This window comes from Burkholderia sp. AU15512, assembly GCF_002223325.1.
In the GTDB taxonomy this organism is placed as follows: domain Bacteria; phylum Pseudomonadota; class Gammaproteobacteria; order Burkholderiales; family Burkholderiaceae; genus Burkholderia.
On sequence record NZ_NKEX01000003.1, the window covers coordinates 1,062,778 to 1,079,507 of the forward strand.

The 16,730-nt window shown below is 67.4% G+C and carries 17 protein-coding genes; 12 read left to right on the forward strand and 5 right to left on the reverse strand.

The window, feature by feature from the left end; all coding sequences use genetic code 11:
* Positions 1 to 9: 9 nt before the first annotated feature.
* Entirely contained in the window at positions 10 to 270 is a 261-nt protein-coding gene (locus CFB43_RS07610) for a XapX domain-containing protein (RefSeq protein WP_089494637.1), read from the reverse strand.
* 287 nt (positions 271 to 557) lie between these two features.
* Here CFB43_RS07610 and CFB43_RS07615 point away from each other — a divergent pair, with 287 nt between their 5' ends.
* Positions 558 to 1,244, forward strand: coding sequence for a hydrolase (locus tag CFB43_RS07615; RefSeq protein WP_089494638.1), 687 nt, complete (start codon positions 558 to 560; stop codon positions 1,242 to 1,244).
* An 85-nt stretch (positions 1,245 to 1,329) separates the two neighbouring features.
* Here CFB43_RS07615 and CFB43_RS07620 read toward each other — a convergent pair whose 3' ends face one another.
* Positions 1,330 to 2,253 (reverse strand): LysR family transcriptional regulator, encoded by a 924-nt coding sequence (locus CFB43_RS07620; RefSeq protein ID WP_089425137.1) that lies wholly within the window; start codon positions 2,251 to 2,253, stop codon positions 1,330 to 1,332.
* A gap of 99 nt (positions 2,254 to 2,352) precedes the next feature.
* Between CFB43_RS07620 and CFB43_RS07625 the strand changes: the two genes are divergently transcribed.
* From CFB43_RS07625 to CFB43_RS07650, 6 genes are read left to right on the forward strand one after another with little or no spacing between them, the layout of a single operon-like run.
* Complete coding sequence (locus CFB43_RS07625) at positions 2,353 to 2,520, forward strand: DUF1427 family protein (RefSeq protein ID WP_089494639.1); 168 nt, start codon at positions 2,353 to 2,355, stop codon at positions 2,518 to 2,520.
* A gap of 19 nt (positions 2,521 to 2,539) precedes the next feature.
* Positions 2,540 to 4,432, forward strand: a complete 1,893-nt coding sequence (locus CFB43_RS07630; RefSeq protein ID WP_089494640.1) for an amidohydrolase — start codon at positions 2,540 to 2,542, stop codon at positions 4,430 to 4,432.
* A 1-nt stretch (position 4,433) separates the two neighbouring features.
* Positions 4,434 to 4,889 carry a DoxX family protein gene (locus tag CFB43_RS07635; RefSeq protein WP_089494641.1) on the forward strand — a complete coding sequence of 152 codons (456 nt, stop codon included), beginning with the start codon at positions 4,434 to 4,436 and terminating at the stop codon, positions 4,887 to 4,889.
* A gap of 40 nt (positions 4,890 to 4,929) precedes the next feature.
* On the forward strand, positions 4,930 to 5,844 hold the full coding sequence (locus tag CFB43_RS07640; protein ID WP_089494642.1) for a VOC family protein: 915 nt from the start codon (positions 4,930 to 4,932) through the stop codon (positions 5,842 to 5,844).
* Entirely contained in the window at positions 5,841 to 6,539 is a 699-nt protein-coding gene (locus tag CFB43_RS07645) for a YoaK family protein (RefSeq protein ID WP_089494643.1), read from the forward strand. The genes CFB43_RS07640 and CFB43_RS07645 overlap by 4 nt, the downstream gene beginning before the upstream one ends.
* A complete protein-coding gene (locus CFB43_RS07650; protein ID WP_089494644.1) occupies positions 6,536 to 8,074 on the forward strand; it encodes an alginate export family protein in 1,539 nt (512 codons plus the stop codon). Before CFB43_RS07645 ends, CFB43_RS07650 begins: the two co-directional genes overlap by 4 nt.
* Before the next feature lie 113 nt (positions 8,075 to 8,187).
* Here the strand turns inward: CFB43_RS07650 and CFB43_RS07655 are convergent, their stop codons facing one another.
* Positions 8,188 to 9,774 carry an acid phosphatase gene (locus CFB43_RS07655; protein ID WP_179254805.1) on the reverse strand — a complete coding sequence of 529 codons (1,587 nt, stop codon included), beginning with the start codon at positions 9,772 to 9,774 and terminating at the stop codon, positions 8,188 to 8,190.
* Positions 9,775 to 9,995: 221 nt separating this feature from the next.
* On the opposite strand from CFB43_RS07655, the gene CFB43_RS07660 reads away from it, so the two are divergent.
* From CFB43_RS07660 to CFB43_RS07670, 3 genes are all read left to right on the forward strand, one after another.
* Positions 9,996 to 11,345, forward strand: coding sequence for a cytochrome-c peroxidase (locus tag CFB43_RS07660; RefSeq protein ID WP_089494646.1), 1,350 nt, complete (start codon positions 9,996 to 9,998; stop codon positions 11,343 to 11,345).
* A gap of 124 nt (positions 11,346 to 11,469) precedes the next feature.
* Positions 11,470 to 11,856: a hypothetical protein gene (locus CFB43_RS07665; protein ID WP_089425147.1), complete on the forward strand. Its 387-nt coding sequence runs from the start codon at positions 11,470 to 11,472 to the stop codon at positions 11,854 to 11,856.
* Positions 11,857 to 11,867: 11 nt separating this feature from the next.
* Entirely contained in the window at positions 11,868 to 12,338 is a 471-nt protein-coding gene (locus tag CFB43_RS07670; protein WP_089494647.1) for an NUDIX hydrolase, read from the forward strand.
* 138 nt (positions 12,339 to 12,476) lie between these two features.
* On the opposite strand, the gene CFB43_RS07675 is transcribed toward CFB43_RS07670, so the two are convergent.
* Positions 12,477 to 14,186: a glutamine--tRNA ligase/YqeY domain fusion protein gene (locus CFB43_RS07675; RefSeq protein WP_089425149.1), complete on the reverse strand. Its 1,710-nt coding sequence runs from the start codon at positions 14,184 to 14,186 to the stop codon at positions 12,477 to 12,479.
* Positions 14,187 to 14,429: 243 nt separating this feature from the next.
* Between CFB43_RS07675 and CFB43_RS07680 the strand changes: the two genes are divergently transcribed.
* Positions 14,430 to 14,639 (forward strand): ornithine acetyltransferase, encoded by a 210-nt coding sequence (locus tag CFB43_RS07680; RefSeq protein WP_011351716.1) that lies wholly within the window; start codon positions 14,430 to 14,432, stop codon positions 14,637 to 14,639.
* A gap of 181 nt (positions 14,640 to 14,820) precedes the next feature.
* Complete coding sequence (locus tag CFB43_RS07685) at positions 14,821 to 15,375, forward strand: RBBP9/YdeN family alpha/beta hydrolase (protein WP_089494648.1); 555 nt, start codon at positions 14,821 to 14,823, stop codon at positions 15,373 to 15,375.
* A gap of 94 nt (positions 15,376 to 15,469) precedes the next feature.
* Here the strand turns inward: CFB43_RS07685 and CFB43_RS07690 are convergent, their stop codons facing one another.
* Positions 15,470 to 16,690: a CaiB/BaiF CoA transferase family protein gene (locus CFB43_RS07690; RefSeq protein ID WP_089494649.1), complete on the reverse strand. Its 1,221-nt coding sequence runs from the start codon at positions 16,688 to 16,690 to the stop codon at positions 15,470 to 15,472.
* Positions 16,691 to 16,730: the final 40 nt, after the last annotated feature.

A 16,730-nucleotide genomic window follows, 5' to 3' on the forward strand; every position in this document is an offset into this window, starting at 1 on the left:
ACGATTGCGTCACGACGGCTTGCGGTCGTTCGTGGCGCCGCCGGGCAGCGCGCCGAACATGTGCTGGCTGCACTTCGCGTCGCGCCATGCGGTGTTCAGCCGGTGGCCCGCGAGCATGCGTCGCACGACCGGCAGGATCTGTTCGCCGGCGAGCATGCCGAGCAGGCCGGTGAGTGCGATGATCGGCGGCGCCGGCGAATTCACGCCGATCGTGCCGTAGATGGCGCCGGCGAGGACGCCGGCGAGCAGCGACAGGACATAGGCTTTCATGATGGGCGTCTCGTGGTCTCGTGATCGAACGACGGGTGGCGACGAGTGCATCGTCGAGGGCTCTCGAAGCGTATCGGGTTTACGTGAAGAAAAAAAGGGCGGATTGCCCTTGGGCGACCACCTATTCTGGAATCCATGTGATTCCATTTTTTGGATGTTCGTGTCAGAGGATTGCGGTTTTAATGAATCGAGACGGACGAAGCCGATCAAGCGTCGTACCCAACTCGAATCCTCCCGCGTTCGCGGCGAGGAAAGATTCCCCTTCCCGTTCCAAGGATGATCACGCCATGAGCAACCCGAAGCTCGAAGTACTTACCCCGCACAACAGCCAGCTGATCTTCATCGACCAGCAGCCGCAGATGGCGTTCGGTGTGCAGTCGATCGATCGCCAGACGCTGAAGAACAACGTAGTCGGCCTTGCGAAGGCCGCGAAGGCGTTCAATATCCCGACCACGATCACGACGGTCGAGACCGAGGCGTTCTCCGGTCATACCTATCCCGAACTGCTCGACGTCTTCCCGAACCAGAAGACGCTCGAACGCACGTCGATGAACTCGTGGGACGACCAGAAGGTGCGCGACGCACTGGCCGCGAACGGCCGCAAGAAGGTGATCGTGTCGGGTCTGTGGACCGAAGTCTGCAATACGACGTTCGCGCTGTGCGCGATGCTCGAAGGCGGTTACGAGATCTACATGGTGGCCGACGCATCGGGCGGCACGTCGCAGGCCGCGCACGATTTCGCGATGCAGCGGATGGTGCAGGCCGGCGCTGTGCCCGTGACCTGGCAGCAGGTCATTCTCGAGTGGCAGCGCGACTGGGCGCGTCGCGACACGTACGACGCGGTGATGGCGGTCGTGAAGGAGCATTCGGGCGCGTACGGGATGGGCGTCGACTACGCATACACGATGGTCCACAAGGCCGCGCAGCGTACCGCGACGCCGCACGAGTCGATCCCGGCCGTGCCGGCGAAGTAACGGGCGACCGGCCGCGGGCGACCGGCTGCGGGCGCCGTATCCGATGCAAGCGGCGACCTGCGGCGATCCGCCGGCCGCCGCCCGCTCAGGCCGCGGGCAGCGCCCACGGCGCGTGCGAGAAATGTTCGGCGAGGAAATCGAGCAGCACCGTCACGCGCGCGGCACGCAGCATGCCGGGCGGCGTCATCAGGTTGACGTTGACGTCGGCGATCCTCCAGTCATGCATGACTTCTTCGAGTACGCCGCGCTGCAGTTCGTCCCACACCAGGAACTCGGGCTGAAGCGCGAGGCCGTGGCCGGCGATCAGTGCGGGGACGATCACGTCGGCGTTGTTGGTGCGGATGCGTCCGTGCACGTTCACGCCGAAGTCGTCGCCCGAGGCCGGGTGGCGAAAACGCCAGTGCTCGGGCGTCGGCAGGTTGGTGTAGGTGAGGCACACGTGCTTCTCAATGTCACGCGGATGTGTGGGCCGGCCATGCCGGGCCAGATACGCCGGCGACGCGACGAGCGGACGACGCACCGCGCACAGGCGGCGCGAGCGCAGCGACGAATCGCTGAGCTCGGCGATCCGGATCGCGACGTCGAACCCGCCGGACACGATGTCGACGATGTGGTCGGTGAGCACGAGGTCGATGTCGACGCGCGGATGGCGCTCGAGAAACGCGGGCAGCAGCGGCGACAGATGGCGCAGCCCGAACGACATCGGCGCGTTCACGCGCACGAGGCCGTGCGGTTCGAGCGCTTGCGCGGAGGCCTCGCTCTCGATCAGTTCCGCATCGGCGAGCAGGCGGATCGCGCGGTCGCGCAGCAGTTCGCCGGTCGGCGTGAGCGACAGCTTGCGCGACGTGCGGTACAGCAGCATCGCGCCGAGGCGCTTTTCGAGACGCGCGATCGCCTTCGAGACGGTCGGTTGCGACACGCCGAGGAGCTCGGCGGCTTTGGCGAACGAACCGAGCTCCGCGACGCGCGCGAAGATGGCCCAGGCTTCGAGATCAGGAAGGTGTTGCATGGTCGGACAGAGTGGCAGGGAAGCGAAGTGGATACGGCGGCGCAGCATGCGGCCGGCGCGATGCGGCTCATTCTAATCCGGCCGGGGAGAATAATCGTTATGGAATCTTATCTATTGTCGCTGTCGGCCGGCGTGCTGATCGGCGTCGTGTACAGCGTGATCAAGGTGCGCTCGCCGGCGCCGCCGCTCATTGCGCTGATCGGCCTCGCCGGCATGCTGATCGGCTCGCAGGCCATCGGCTCCATCCGTCACTGGCTCGGCTTCTGACCGCATCGAGGACATATTAATGAGTGCAACTGATAATCAACCGGATCTGATCCTGCACAACGGACGCATCACGACGCTCGACCGTGCGAACCCCGTCGCCACTGCGGTCGCGATCAAGGACGGCCGCTTCGTCGCCGTCGGCAGCGACGCGGAGGTCATGCCGCTCGCGGGCCGTGCGACGAAGGTGGTCGACCTCGGCTGCCGCCCGGCGCTGCCGGGCCTGACCGACAACCATTGCCACGTGATCCGTGGCGGCCTGAACTACAACATGGAGCTGCGCTGGGACGGCGTACGCTCGCTCGCGGTCGCGATGGAGATGCTCAAGCAGCAGGTTGCGATCACGCCGGCGCCGCAGTGGGTGCGCGTGGTCGGCGGCTTCACCGAACACCAGTTCGCCGAGAAGCGCCTGCCGACGATCGACGAGCTCAACGCGGTCGCGCCCGATACGCCGGTGTTCATCCTGCATTTGTACGACCGTGCGCTGCTGAACGCGGCCGCGCTGCGTGTCGTGGGTTATACGAAGGACACGCCCGAGCCGCCGGGCGGCACGATCCTGCGCGACGCCGCGGGCAATCCGACGGGCCTGCTGCTCGCGAACCCGAACGCGACGATCCTCTACGCAACGCTCGCGAAAGGCCCGAAGCTGCCGTTCGAGTACCAGTACAACTCGACGCGCCACTTCATGCGCGAGCTGAACCGGCTCGGCGTGACGGGCGTGATCGACGCGGGCGGCGGCTCGCAGAATTACCCCGACGATTACGAGGTGATCCGCAAGCTGCATGACGCGGGCGAGATGACGATCCGGATCGCCTACAACCTGTTCACGCAGAAGCCGAACGCGGAGAAAGAAGACTTCGTCAACTGGACGAAGAGCAGCAAGTACCACGACGGCACCGATTACTTCCGTCACAACGGCGCAGGCGAGATGCTGGTGTTCTCGGCCGCCGATTTCGAGGATTTCCGCGTCGCGCGCCCGGATCTGCCGGCGCAGATGGAAGACGATCTCGAAGGCGTCGTGCGCGTGCTTGCGCAAAACCGCTGGCCGTGGCGCATGCATGCGACCTACGATGAAACGATCAGCCGCGCGCTCGACGTGTTCGAGAAGGTCAACCAGGACATCCCGCTGGAAGGGCTGAACTGGTTCTTCGATCACGCGGAAACGATCTCCGAGAAGTCGATGGACCGGATCGCGGCGCTCGGCGGCGGCATCGCGGTGCAGCACCGGATGGCGTACCAGGGCGAGTACTTCGTCGAGCGCTACGGCGCGCAGGCGGCCGAAGCGACGCCGCCGGTCGCGAAGATGCTGTCGAAAGGCCTCAAGGTGTCGGCCGGCACCGACGCGACGCGCGTGGCGTCGTACAACCCGTGGGTGTCGCTCGCATGGCTCGTGACGGGCAAGACGGTGGGCGGGATGCGCCTGTATCCGCAGCGCAACCTGCTCGATCGCGAGACCGCGCTGCGGATGTGGACCGAGTACGTGACGTGGTTCTCGAACGAAGAGGGCAAGAAAGGGCGCATCGCGGTCGGGCAACTGGCCGACCTGATGGTCCCCGATCGCGATTTCTTCACGTGCGCGGAGGACGATATCGTCGATACGACGGCGCTGCTGACGGTGGTGGGCGGCCGGATCGTGTGGGGGGCGGGGCCGTTCACGTCGCACGACGCGCCGATTCCGCCGGCGATGCCGGACTGGTCGCCGGTGCGCGCCTACGGCGGCTACGGTGGCTGGGGCGCGACGCAGCGCGACGGCGCACCGCTGCAGCGCGCGGCGGCTGCCGCGGCGATGTGCGGTTGCGCCAGTGCGTGCGGCCTGCACGGCCATGCGCATGCCAGCGCATGGAGCCGCGCGCTGCCGACCTCGGACGCGAAGGGCTTCTGGGGCGCGTTCGGCTGTTCGTGCTGGGCGGTCTGACATGGCGACCCCGACCCAACACGTCGGCGCCGGCAACCCGGCGTGGGTCCGCGCGCTGCTCGCGCAGCCGTGGGTCCTGCCGCTCGCGCGGCTGGCGCTGGTGTCCGCGTACCTGATCGGCGGTATCGCGAAGGCGCTGGACTTCCATGGCGCGGTCGCCGAGCAGGCGCATTTCGGGCTGCAGCCGGCCGCGCTGTGGGCGGCGCTCGCGATCGCAGTCGAGATCGCCGGCTCGCTGTGCATCGTGCTGGGCCGCTTCACGCGGCTCGGCGCGGGCAGCCTCGGTATGCTGACGCTGGTCGCGATGGGGGTGGCCAACGATTTCTGGAACCGTACGGGCGCCGAGCATTTCATGGCGCTCAACAGCTTTTTCGAGCATCTCGGGCTGATCGCCGCACTCGTGCTCGCGACCGTGCTCGCCGATGCGAAGCGCGTGGACGGCGATGTCCGCGCGTGACCGATTGCACTATTCGATGACACAACAAGGAAACCTGATCATGATGACCATTCGATCCGCACTGTGCGCGCTGACGATCGCGGCCGGCTGCGTCGCGGCGCCGGCGTCGTTCGCGAAGCCGCCGGTGCCGCCGGCGGCCACGCCGACGGTGGCCGTCGGCCCGCAATACGACACGACACACGTGTGCGTGGCGCCGGAAGACTTCGACCGCTTCACCGACAGCTTCGTCGCGACGTTCGGCGGCAAGAAGTCGAAGCAGGGCGTGTTCCAGGTCACGCCCACGCCGAGCCAGACGATGTCGCAGCTCGTGCTCACGCCGGTCGGCACGATCTCGGTGTTCGGCTTCAAGACGCCGATCCCGTATCCGTTCTGCGCGGAGCGCACCGGTTATCTCGTCACCGACATGGACGTCGCGATGAAGACGGCGCGCGCGCACGGTGCAGACGTGATCGTCGACACGTTCCCCGATCCGATCGGCCGCGACGCGATCATCCGCTGGACCGGTGGCCTGAACATGCAGCTCTATTGGCATACCGAAGCGCCGCGCTACGACACGCTGGAGACGGTGCCCGAGAACCGCGTGTACGTGTCGCCGGAAAGCGTGCGCAAGCTGGTGCACGATTTCGTGAAGTTCTCGAACGGCAAGGTGGTATCCGACACCCTCAAGGCGCCCGGGATCGAGATCGGCCGGCCGAACGACACGTATCGCCGCATCCGCATCGAATCGGGTTTCGGCAAGATGACCGTGCTCGTGACCGACGGCCACCTGCCTTACCCGTTCGGGCGCGAGATGACCGGTTACGAAGTGCACGATCTCGCCGCGACGCTGGAGAAAGCCAAGGCAGCCGGCGTGACCGTGCTCGTGCCGCCGTTCACGTCGGACGGCCGTGACGCGGCGCTCGTGCAGTTCCCGGGTGGCTACGTCGCCGAAATCCACGCGAGCGCGGCGCGATGAAGCACGAGGATACGATCCTTGCCGCGGTGGCTGGCTTCGTCGATACGCTGAGCTTCGTCGCGCTGTTCGGGCTGTTCACCGCGCACGTGACGGGCAACTTCGTGCTGATCGGCGCGGGCATCGCGGGCTTCGGCCAGGGCATCGTGCTGAAGCTCAGCGTGTTTCCCGCGTTCGTCTGCGGCGTGATCGCGAGCAGCCTGATCGCACGGGCGATGTCCGGGCGCCCCGCCTGGCAGGGCGCGCGCACGCTGCATGCGGTGCAGGCCGTGCTGCTGCTCGGCTTCTGCGCGGCTGGCGTATGGGCGACGCCCGTCACGCAGCCCGACAGCCTGCCGGCGCTCGTGGCCGGCATCGTCGGCACGTTCGCGATGGGCGTGCAGAACGCGCATCCGCGCGTGATCGCGCGCGCCGGCGGCGTGCCGAACACGGTGATGACCGGCAACGTGACGCAGGCGATCCTCGACGCGGTCGACCTGCTGTCGGCCGGCACCGCCGAGGCCGCGCGCGCGGCGGCGCGGGCGCGCTTCGGCAAGATGCTGCCGGCGATCGTCGCGTTCGCGCTCGGTGCCGCATGCGGCGCGCTCGGGTTCCGCTTCGTCGGGTTTTTCGCGCTGCTCGCGCCGGTCGGCGCGCTCGCGACGCTTGCCCTGTGCGCGGCACAAACGGCGGGTACGACCACACAGGAGCGCGCATGATCGAGCGGGGACGGGGAAGGCATCACGGCCCGCACGCCGCACGGGCCGCGCGCGCGTCGATCGTCGCGGGGCTGCTGTTCGCGGGCGCCGACGCGGCATGCGCGCAAACGGCGCCGGCATCGACGCCGGCTTCCACGCCGGTGCAGGAGCCGGCGGCGGCCGCGTCAACGGCAACGCCAACGACATCGGCAACGCCAACCGCCGCTGCCGCATCGACCTGCACGGCCAAGCGCCCCGTGGTGCTGTTCAACCGCTGGCAGGAAGACTGGTCGGTGCTCGCGAATCCGTGCGTGCCGCGCGCACCCCTCGACGGCTTGAAATACCTTCCGCTCGGCAACGATCCGTCCTCCTATCTGTCGCTCGGCGTGAACCTGCGCGAGCGTCTCGAGACCAATGACGCGCCGCTGTTCGGCATCGGTTCAGCGCAATCGGATACGTACCTGATCCAGCGCATCGAAGTGCATGCCGATGCGCATCTCGGCCAGCACTGGCAGTTCTTCGTGCAGTTGCAGGACGCCCGCGCGTTCGGCAAGAACACCGTGTCGCCGGTCGACAAGAACCCGCTCGATCTCGAGCAGGCGTTCGCGACCTACACGGGCGCGCTCGGCGGCGGCACGTTCAAGTTCCGCGTCGGCCGCCAGGAGATGGCGTTCGACTTGCAGCGTTTCATCGCCACGCGCGACGGCCCGAACGTACGGCAGGCGTTCGATGCGGTCTGGGCCGTCTACGAGTACCAGAAGTGGCGCTTCATCGGCTATGCGACGCAGCCGGTGCAGAACCGCAACGCGTCCGATTTCGACGACGTGTCGAATCGCGACCTCACGTTCAGCGGCGTGCGCTTCGAGCGGCAGTCGGTCGGGCCGGGCGACCTGTCCGGCTACTGGTCGCGCTACAACCGCAACAACGCGCGGTTCCTCGACGCGAGCGGTCCCGAGCATCGCGACGTGTGGGACGTGCGCTACACGGGCACGCTGGGGCGCTTCGACTGGGACCTCGAAACGATGCTGCAGACCGGCACGGTCGGCAACGCGACGATCGGGGCGTGGGCCGTCGGGTCGATCGCCGGCTACAAGCTCGATGCGCCGTGGTCGCCGCGTATCGCGCTGCAGGTCGACGCGGCGTCGGGCGACCGGCATCCGCACGATGGCCGCGTGAGCACCTTCAACCCGCTGTTTCCGAACGGCTATTACTTCACGCTGGCCGGCTATACGAGCTACGCGAACCTGATTCACGTGAAGCCGTCCGTGACGCTGAAGCCGTCGGCGAACCTGTCGCTGCTCGGTGCGCTCGGCTTCCAGTGGCGCGAGACGACCGGCGACGCCGTCTATCAGCAGCCGAACATCCCGGTGCCGGGCACGGCGGGCAAGGGCGGGTTGTGGACCGGGATGTACGTGCAGCTGCGCGCGGACTGGACGATTGCCGCGAACCTCATCGGTGCGATCGAGGCCGTGCATTTCCAGGTTGGCGATGCGATCCGCCAGGCGGGCGGGCACAACGCCGACTATGTCGGCGTCGAGCTGAAGTATGGGTGGTGACGGCGGCGCGCAGCCACCCGCACGCGACGTGAAAAAGGGCAGCCCCGTGGGGCTGCCCTTCGTTCGTCCGGGGCGGCGGCGTGGCCGGCCCGTTCGCGGTGACGGCGATGCCGTTACAGGTTCGGCGACAGTTGCAGCGCGTTCGTCAGGTCGCCCATCGGCTGCGCGCCGTTGGCCTTCAGCGCGTCGTCGCGCTGTTGCAGGCCCGCGAGGCGCGGCAGCGAGAAGCGGCGCGTGATGAAGCGCAGGATCGAGCCCGTGTCGTATTGCGTATGGTCGACGAAGCCCTTCTTCGCGTACGGCGACACGATCAGCGCCGGAATGCGGGTGCCCGGGCCCCAGCGGTCGGCATTCGGCGGCGCGGCATGATCCCAGAAGCCGCCGTTTTCGTCGTACGTGACGACCACGACCATGTTCTTCCACTGCGGGCTTGCCTGCAGGTGCGCGATCACGTCGGCGATGTGCTGGTCGCCGGACGTGACGTCGGTGTAGCCCGGGTGCTCGTTCAGGTTGCCCTGCGGCTTGTAGAACGTGACCTGCGGCAGCGTGCCCGCATCGATCGCCTTGATGAACTCGGCGCCGTTCGCGCCGCCGTCGAGCAGGTGCTGCGCGCGGCTCGCGGTGCCCGGCGCCTGGTTCGCGAAGTAGTTGAACGGCTGGTGGTGCGGCTGGAAGTTCGGCGTCGACAGATCGGCACCGTAGATCACGTTCGACGTGCCGTTCTGGCTCGCCTGCAGCGCCTGGCCCCACGCGCCGCTGTACCACGCCCACGACACGCCCGCGTTGGTCATCAGGTCGCCGATGTTGGTCGCCGTCTGCGGCGGCATCGTCGACGGATTGGCCGGGTCGGCGAGCAGCGGATCGCCGCCCGTGGCCGCCTTGTTGCCGCTCGGCTGGTACGCCGGCTGCATCGTGTTGATGCCGTAGAAGTCAGGCGTCAGCGCGCCGTCGTTGACGAACTTCGGCGGCCCGCTCAGCGCCGAGGCCGGCGAGTTCGCGGCGACCTTCAGCGACTTGCCGTCAGCGTTCAGGACTGCGATCTTGCCGGCCGCCGGGCTCTTGTCCGCGTTCGCATAGAACGGCGCGCACGCGCAGATCAGGTACTGGTGGTTCAGGAACGAGCCGCCGAACGCACCCATGAAGAAATTGTCGGCCAGCACGTACTGCTGCGCGATCTTCCACAGCGGCAGCTTCGACGGATCGGCGGTGTAGTGGCCCATCGTCAGGCCGCCCGCATCGGTCCACGCGGCATACATGTCGTTCTTGCCGCCGTTGATCTGCATCTGGTCCTGGTAGAAACGGTGCACGATGTCGCGCGTCGCGATGCTCATCGACTGGTTGAAGCCTTTCGGATCGTCGATCGCGAACGGCGTGTTCGGCAGGTTCGCCGTCATCGCCTCGGTCACCGCCGGCGTGATGCCGGTCGCGGTCAGGCCGCCCCAGATCTTCGGCAGCGTCGCCATCGTCGAGCCGTCGCGATCCTTTTGCACCGAGTTCGCGGCCGTTGCGTTCTGCAGGCCGTTCGCGCCGGGGAAGTTGCCATACAGGTTGTCGAAGCTGCGGTTTTCCGCGTAGATCACGACCACGTTCTTGACGGCCGACAGGCCTTGCTGCGTGACATCGTCGCCGCCGCAGGCGGTCAGGCTGAGCGCGGCCGCGAGGGCGATCGGCGTATAGCGAATCCAGGCGTGCTTCTTCATGCGATGTTCTCTCTTTCGTCGTTTGTCGCGTGTGGGAACCGGGTTGATGTACGGCCGGTGCGGGCATTGCGAGGCACCGACCGGTTGCGCGCATTATCTGGAACCGATTTGACAGGCGGGTGTAGGGCTGCTTTCAATTGACTGTCGGTGGAACGTCATGCAACGGTCATGGAACTGACATAAGCTCCGGCCGATTGCCCACCGCTACAAGAAGAACGACGATGCACAGCCTTCTGAAACCCCGCGCGTTCGCGCGATCGTTGACCCCTGCCGCGGCCGCGCTGGCGCTGGCCGCCGGGCTCGCGGCGCTCGCCGGCTGCGATGCGCGGCCCGGCGCGACTACGCCGGCCGCGTCCGTCGTGCCGGCGGCGCAAGCGGCCCCGGCCGCGCCCGCGGTGGCGCCGGCCAGCCAGCCGCAGACGCGCGCGCAGGTATTCGAGGGCGTCAAGCAGATGACGGCGCTTGGCAAGCAGTTGTTCTTCGATCCGTCGCTGTCGGGCTCCGGCAAGCTCGCCTGCGCGTCGTGCCATAGCGCCGAGCATGCGTTCGGGCCGCCGAACGCGCTGTCGGTGCAGCTCGGCGGCGACGACATGCACCGCACGGGCTTTCGCGCGGTGCCGTCGCTGAAGTACCTGCGCGGCATCCCGCCGTTCAGCGAGCACTTCCACGATTCGCCGGACGAAGGTGACGAAAGCATCGACGCGGGTCCGACCGGCGGGCTGACCTGGGACGGCCGCGTCGACACGCGCGACGCGCAGGCGCGCATTCCGCTCACGTCGCCATTCGAGATGAGCAGCTCGCCGGCGAGGGTCGCGCAGGCGGTTCGCGCCGCCCCTTATGCGGACGCGTTCCGCCAGGCGTTCGGCGCTCAGGTGCTCGGCGACGACCAGGCGACCTTCGACGCGGTGCTGCGCGCGCTCGACGCCTTCCAGCAACAGCCGGCGCTGTTCGATCCGTACACGAGCAAGTACGACGCGTACCTGGCCGGCCATGCGCAGCTCACGCCCGCGGAGTTGCGCGGGCTGCAGCTGTTCAACGACGAGAAGAAGGGCAACTGCGCGAGCTGCCACATCAGCCAGCGCACGCTCGAAGGTGGCCCGCCGCAGTTCAGCGATTTCGGGCTGATCGCGATCGCGGTGCCGCGCAACCGTGCGCTGCCCGTCAATCACGACCCGCGTTTCCACGATCTCGGCGCCTGCGGCCCCGAGCGTACCGACCTGAAGGGCCGCGACGAATTCTGCGGGCTGTTCCGCACGCCGTCGCTGCGCAACGTCGCGCTGCGCAAGACGTTCTTCCACAACGGCGTGTATCACTCGCTCGAGGACGTGATGCGCTTCTACGTCGAACGCGACATCCACCCGGAGAAGTTCTATCCGGTCGTGCACGGCAAGGTGCAGATCTACGACGATTTGCCGAAGCGCTACTGGCCGAACATCAACCGCGAGCCGCCGTTCGACCGCAAGCGCGGCGACCAGCCGGCGCTGAACGCGGCCGAGATCAAGGACGTGATCGCGTTCCTCGGCACGCTGACTGACGGATATCAGCAAACGGCCGCGCCGGCCAAGCCGTAGAGGCATTCATTACAGCACGCATGCTATGCTCGCTCGCTGACGGGCGTGGTGCGTGCCGGATGGCCGGCCCCCGGTTCGCCGGCATGCACCGCGCCGTTCGATCGAACATCCAAGGAGAAAAAACATGTCGATGCGTGCATCCCTTTCCGTCGTCACGCGCGTGCTGGCCGGCGCCGCGTGCGCAGCCGCGATGCTGCCCGCCCATGCGCAGAACAACCTGAACTTCCTGAACGACACGCCGATCAGCTACTTCAGCAAGACCGACCGCGCATCGCTGTCCAAGGCGGTCGTGCAGGTGCGCGACGAAGGCAAGGACGGCGAAACCACGACGTGGCAGAGCAGCGGCCGCGGCACGCAGATCGATGCGAAGCTCACGCCGAGCACGACCGAGACGGACGGCAAGACCTGCCGCGAAATCGCGACCGAGATCACCGCGAAGGGCCAGACGATGACGCTCAAGCCCGTCTATTGCAAGACGGCCGCGGGCAAGTGGCAGCTGCAGAAGCGCTGAGCACGCGCGTGATGAAGCGGGGCGCCGCGCCGCGCACGGTGTCGTGCGGCGTCGTGATCCTCGATGCGGCCGGCCGCGTGTTCCTCGCGCACGCAACGGACACCACGCACTGGGACATCCCGAAGGGGCAGGGCGAGCCGGGCGAGACGCCGGCCGACGCGGCGCTGCGTGAACTGCTCGAGGAAACCGGCATCGTGATCGGCGCCGAGCGGCTGCTCGATCTTGGCCGCTTCGCGTACCGGCACGACAAGGATCTGCACCTGTTCGCGGTGCGCGTGGCCGACGACGAAGTCGATCTCGCGCACTGTACGTGCACGTCGCTGTTTCCGAGCCGTCGCGACGGCTCGATGATCCCCGAGATGGATGCGTATCGCTGGACCGTGCCCGCCGACATCGACGCGTATGCGAGCCGCAGCCTCGCGCGGCTGTTTCGCACGAAGCTGTCGCTCGCGGATTTGCATCGGCGGTTGATGGGTGGGTGAACGGGCGCGGCGGCTTCCGCTGCTCCGTGACCGTGCTTCGCTTCAAGGCACGCAACAAAAAACCGGCCCTGGAGCCGGTTTTTTCATGGTCGCGCGACGGCGGCTTGCGAAGCCGCACACCGCGCGCGAAGCATGCCGTCAAGCCGGCTTGCCCCAGCTGTCGCGCAGCCCGACGATCCGGTTGAACACCGGCTTGCCCGGCTTCGAATCGACCCGATCGGCGACGAAGTAGCCGTGACGCTCGAACTGCAGGCGCGTTTCCGGTGCGATGTCGTCGTTGCCCGGTTCGATGTAGGCCTGCACGATCTTCTTCGAGTCGGGATTCAGCGCCTCGAGGAAGTTCGCGCCGCCCGCGTCCGGATGCGGCTCCTTGAACAGGCGGTCGTAGATCCGTACTTCGGCCGGCTGCGCATGCTTCGCGCTGACCCAGTGGATGTTGCCCTTGACCTTGTACGTGTTCGCGCCTTCGGTGCCCGACTTGCTGTCCGGGAAGTAGTTGCAGTGCACGGCCGTCACGTTGCCGTCGGCATCCTTGTCGAAGCCCGTGCATTCGATCACGTAGCCGTAGCGCAGGCGCACCTTGTTGCCCGGGAACAGGCGGAAATAGCCCTTCGGCGGGTTCTCGACGAAATCCTCGCGCTCGATCCACAGCTCGCGCGAGATCGGGAACGTGCGCACGCCGCGATCCGGGTGGTGCGGGTGCACGGGCGCCGTGCATGCTTCCTCGAGATCTTCCGGATAGTTGTCGATCACGAGCTTCAGCGGATCGAGCACGGCGACGGTACGCGCTGCCTTGTCGTCGAGGTCGTCGCGCAGCGCGCCTTCGAAGATGCTCATGTCGATCCACGAGTCGATCTTCGTCACGCCGATCCGCTCGCAGAACAGGTGGATGCTCTCCGGCGTGAAGCCGCGGCGGCGCACGCCGACGATCGTCGGCATCCGCGGGTCGTCCCAGCCGTCGACGTGGCCCTCGGTCACGAGCTGCAGCAGCTTGCGCTTGCTGGTGATCGCGTACGTGAGGTTCAGTCGCGAGAATTCGATCTGTTGCGGCAGCGGGCGCGTGAACATGCCGGCTTCCGCGAGTTCGTTCAGCACCCAGTCGTACAGCGGGCGGTGATCCTCGAATTCGAGCGTGCACAGCGAATGCGTGATGCCTTCGAGCGCATCCGAGATGCAGTGCGTGTAGTCGTACATCGGGTACACGCACCATGCGTCGCCGGTGCGGTAGTGGTGCGCGTAGCGGATCCGGTAGATCACCGGGTCGCGCATGTTCATGTTCGGCGAAGCCATGTCGATCTTCGCGCGCAGCACGTGCTCGCCTTCCTTGAACTCGCCGGCCTTCATGCGGCGGAACAGGTCGAGGTTTTCTGCCGGCGTGCGATCGCGGAACGGCGACGGCTTGCCGCCTTCCGTCAGCGAGCCGCGGTTCGCGCGCATTTCATCGGCGCTCTGGCTGTCGACATAGGCCTTGCCGCGCTGGATCAGCAGCTCGGCGAACTCGTACAGCTTGTCGTAGTAGTCGCTCGCGAAGTACTGGTGATCGACCGCGTCCTTGCGCCAGTCGAAGCCGAGCCAGCGCACCGCGTCGACGATCGAGTCGACGTACTCGACGCTTTCCTTTTCCGGGTTCGTATCGTCGAAGCGCAGGTGGCACACGCCGCCGTAGTCGCGCGCGACGCTGAAGTTCAGGCAGATGCTCTTGGCATGGCCAATGTGCAGATAGCCGTTCGGCTCGGGCGGAAAGCGCGTCTCGACGCGGCCGCCCCATTTGCCGGTGCGGTTGTCGTCGTCGATGATGTTGCGGATGAAATTGGAAGCCGCGGGGGCGTCGTTGCGTTCGGTGCTCATGCGGATGGCGTCAGGTTGTGTCGGCGCGTCGCGCCGGTTTAATCCCGTGATTCTACCTGACCGGGGTCCGTCCCGCGCGGCTTGCGGCATGACGGGGGCGGGTTTCGACCGATTATCTCGATATTGTGTCGGCTGTAACACGACGTAAATCGGATTGCCCGGGCCGTTTGGCGTTGCCTATGATGGCTTCACCGAATCAATGCCGCCGTTCGGGATGCCGCGCGGCGGGAGGACAAAAAAATCATGATGAAGAAGACCACGTTTATCGTTCGTACCGCCGTGATCGTCGCGGCCCTGTCGCAACTCGGCGCGTGCGCCATGACGCATACGCAGCGCAATGCCGGTATCGGCGCAGCCGCGGGCGGCGCGCTCGGCTACCTGGTCACGGGCGGCCCGCTCGGCACGGTCGCCGGCGCAGCGGCAGGCGGTATCGTCGGCGCGAACGTGCGCTGACCGATGACATGACGCGAGCCGCCTGCAAAACGGCGGCTTGACGTCCGGTCGCGACGCTGCGCTCAGCGCGTCCCGACCCCACGCACATCCTTCCGGTATCAGACAGGCAGCATCAGGGAGGAACGGGTGTGCGACACTGCGCCGACGCCATATAACGATTTCACTCGTCGACGCACTTTCCATGAGCCGATTCCCCGTTCTCGTCCTGCCGGGCTACGCCAATTCGGGCCCGCTTCACTGGCAGAGCCGCTGGGAGCGTGCCGACGCACGCTTCTCGCGCGTCGCGATGCCCGACTGGGACCGCGCGTTCCGCAACGGCTGGTGTCGCGCGCTCGATCGCGCGGTTGAAGCCGCGCGCGGGCCGGTGCTGATTGCCGGCCACAGCCTCGGTACGCTGACCACCGCGTGGTGGGCGACGCGCTATGCGCGCCCGGCCGCGCTCGCCAAAGTGCGCGGCGCGCTGCTCGTCGCGTTGCCCGATCCCGACGGTCCCGCGTTTCCGGCCGACGCGCACGGCTTCGGGCCCGTGCCGTATGAACGGCTGCCGTTTCCGACCTGCGTCGTCGCCAGCAGCGACGATCCGTATGGCTCGCTCGCGTTCGCCCGACACTGCGCGAATGCATGGGGCAGCGCCTTCCACGACATCGGCCCGCGCGGCCACATCAACGCGGACAGCGGGCTGGGCGACTGGCCCGAGGCGCGCGGCTGGCTCGACGCGCTCGCCCGTCGCGATTGACAGATCGATTGACCGCTCGATTGACCGCGCGGGGCGGGGCGGCGGTTGAGGCCGCTGCCACGCCGGCCGTCCGCACCCGCACCACCCACCGCGTTCAGATCGCCTGTTTCGCCCGCAGCGCGGCGATTTTCGCGTCGTCGTAGCCGAGCATGTCGCGCAGCACGTCGTCGGTCTGCGCGCCGAGCAGCGGCGGGGCCGTGTGTGCTTCGGGCGGCGTCGCGCTCATCCGGATCGGATTGCGCACGAGCTTCGCGTCCGCGCCGCACGGGTGCGGTAGCGACACCTGCATCCCGCGCGCGACCACCTGCTCGTTGTCGAACACCTCGTCGAGATCGTTGATCGGGCCGCACGGCACGCCGGCCGCTTCGAGCGCACCGATCCAGTCGGCCTTGTCGCGCGCCTTCACCATCTCCGCGAGGATCGGCACCAGCGTGTCGCGATGGCGCACGCGCGACGGGTTCGTCGCGAACCGCTCGTCGTCCGCCAGCTCGGGCCGGCCGCCGGCCTCGACGAACTTGCGGAACTGCCCGTCGTTGCCGACCGCGACGATGATCCACCCGTCGCGGGTCTGGAACGTCTGGTACGGCACGATGTTCGGATGCGCGTTGCCCCAGCGCACCGGCGGCTTGCCGCTCGCGAGGAAGTTGGTGTTCATGTTCGCGAGCAGCGCGACCTGCACGTCGAGCAGCGCCATGTCGATGTACTGGCCTTCGCCGGTCCGGTCGCGGTGCGCGAGCGCGGCGAGCACCGCGATCGTCGAGTAGAGGCCGGTCGCGAGGTCGGCGATCGCGACGCCGGCCTTCTGCGGGCCGCCGCCCGGCGCGCCGTCGCGCTCGCCGGTGATGCTCATGAAGCCGCCGATCCCCTGGATGATGAAGTCGTAGCCCGCGCGGTGCGCGTACGGGCCGGTCTGGCCGAACCCGGTGACCGAGCAGTAGACGAGGTCGGGCTTCACCGCGCGCAGCGAGTCGTAGTCGAGCCCGTATTTCTTCAGCTGGCCGACCTTGTAGTTCTCGAGCACGACGTCGCTCTGCGCGGCGAGCTCGCGCACGATCTGCTGGCCCTCGGGCGTCGCGATGTCGACCGTCACCGAGCGCTTGTTGCGGTTCGCCGCGAGGTAGTACGCGGCCTCGGCGGTATCCGCGCCGTCCGCGTCCTTCAGGTACGGCGGCCCCCAGTGACGCGTGTCGTCGCCGGCGCCCGGGCGCTCGACCTTGATCACGTCCGCGCCGAAATCGGCAAGCGTCTGCGCGCACCACGGGCCCGCGAGCACGCGGGTGAGGTCCAGCACGCGGATATGGCTCAGGGCACCCATCGTCGAATCGTCTCCTTTCATGGCTCGCCTGGTCGGGCAA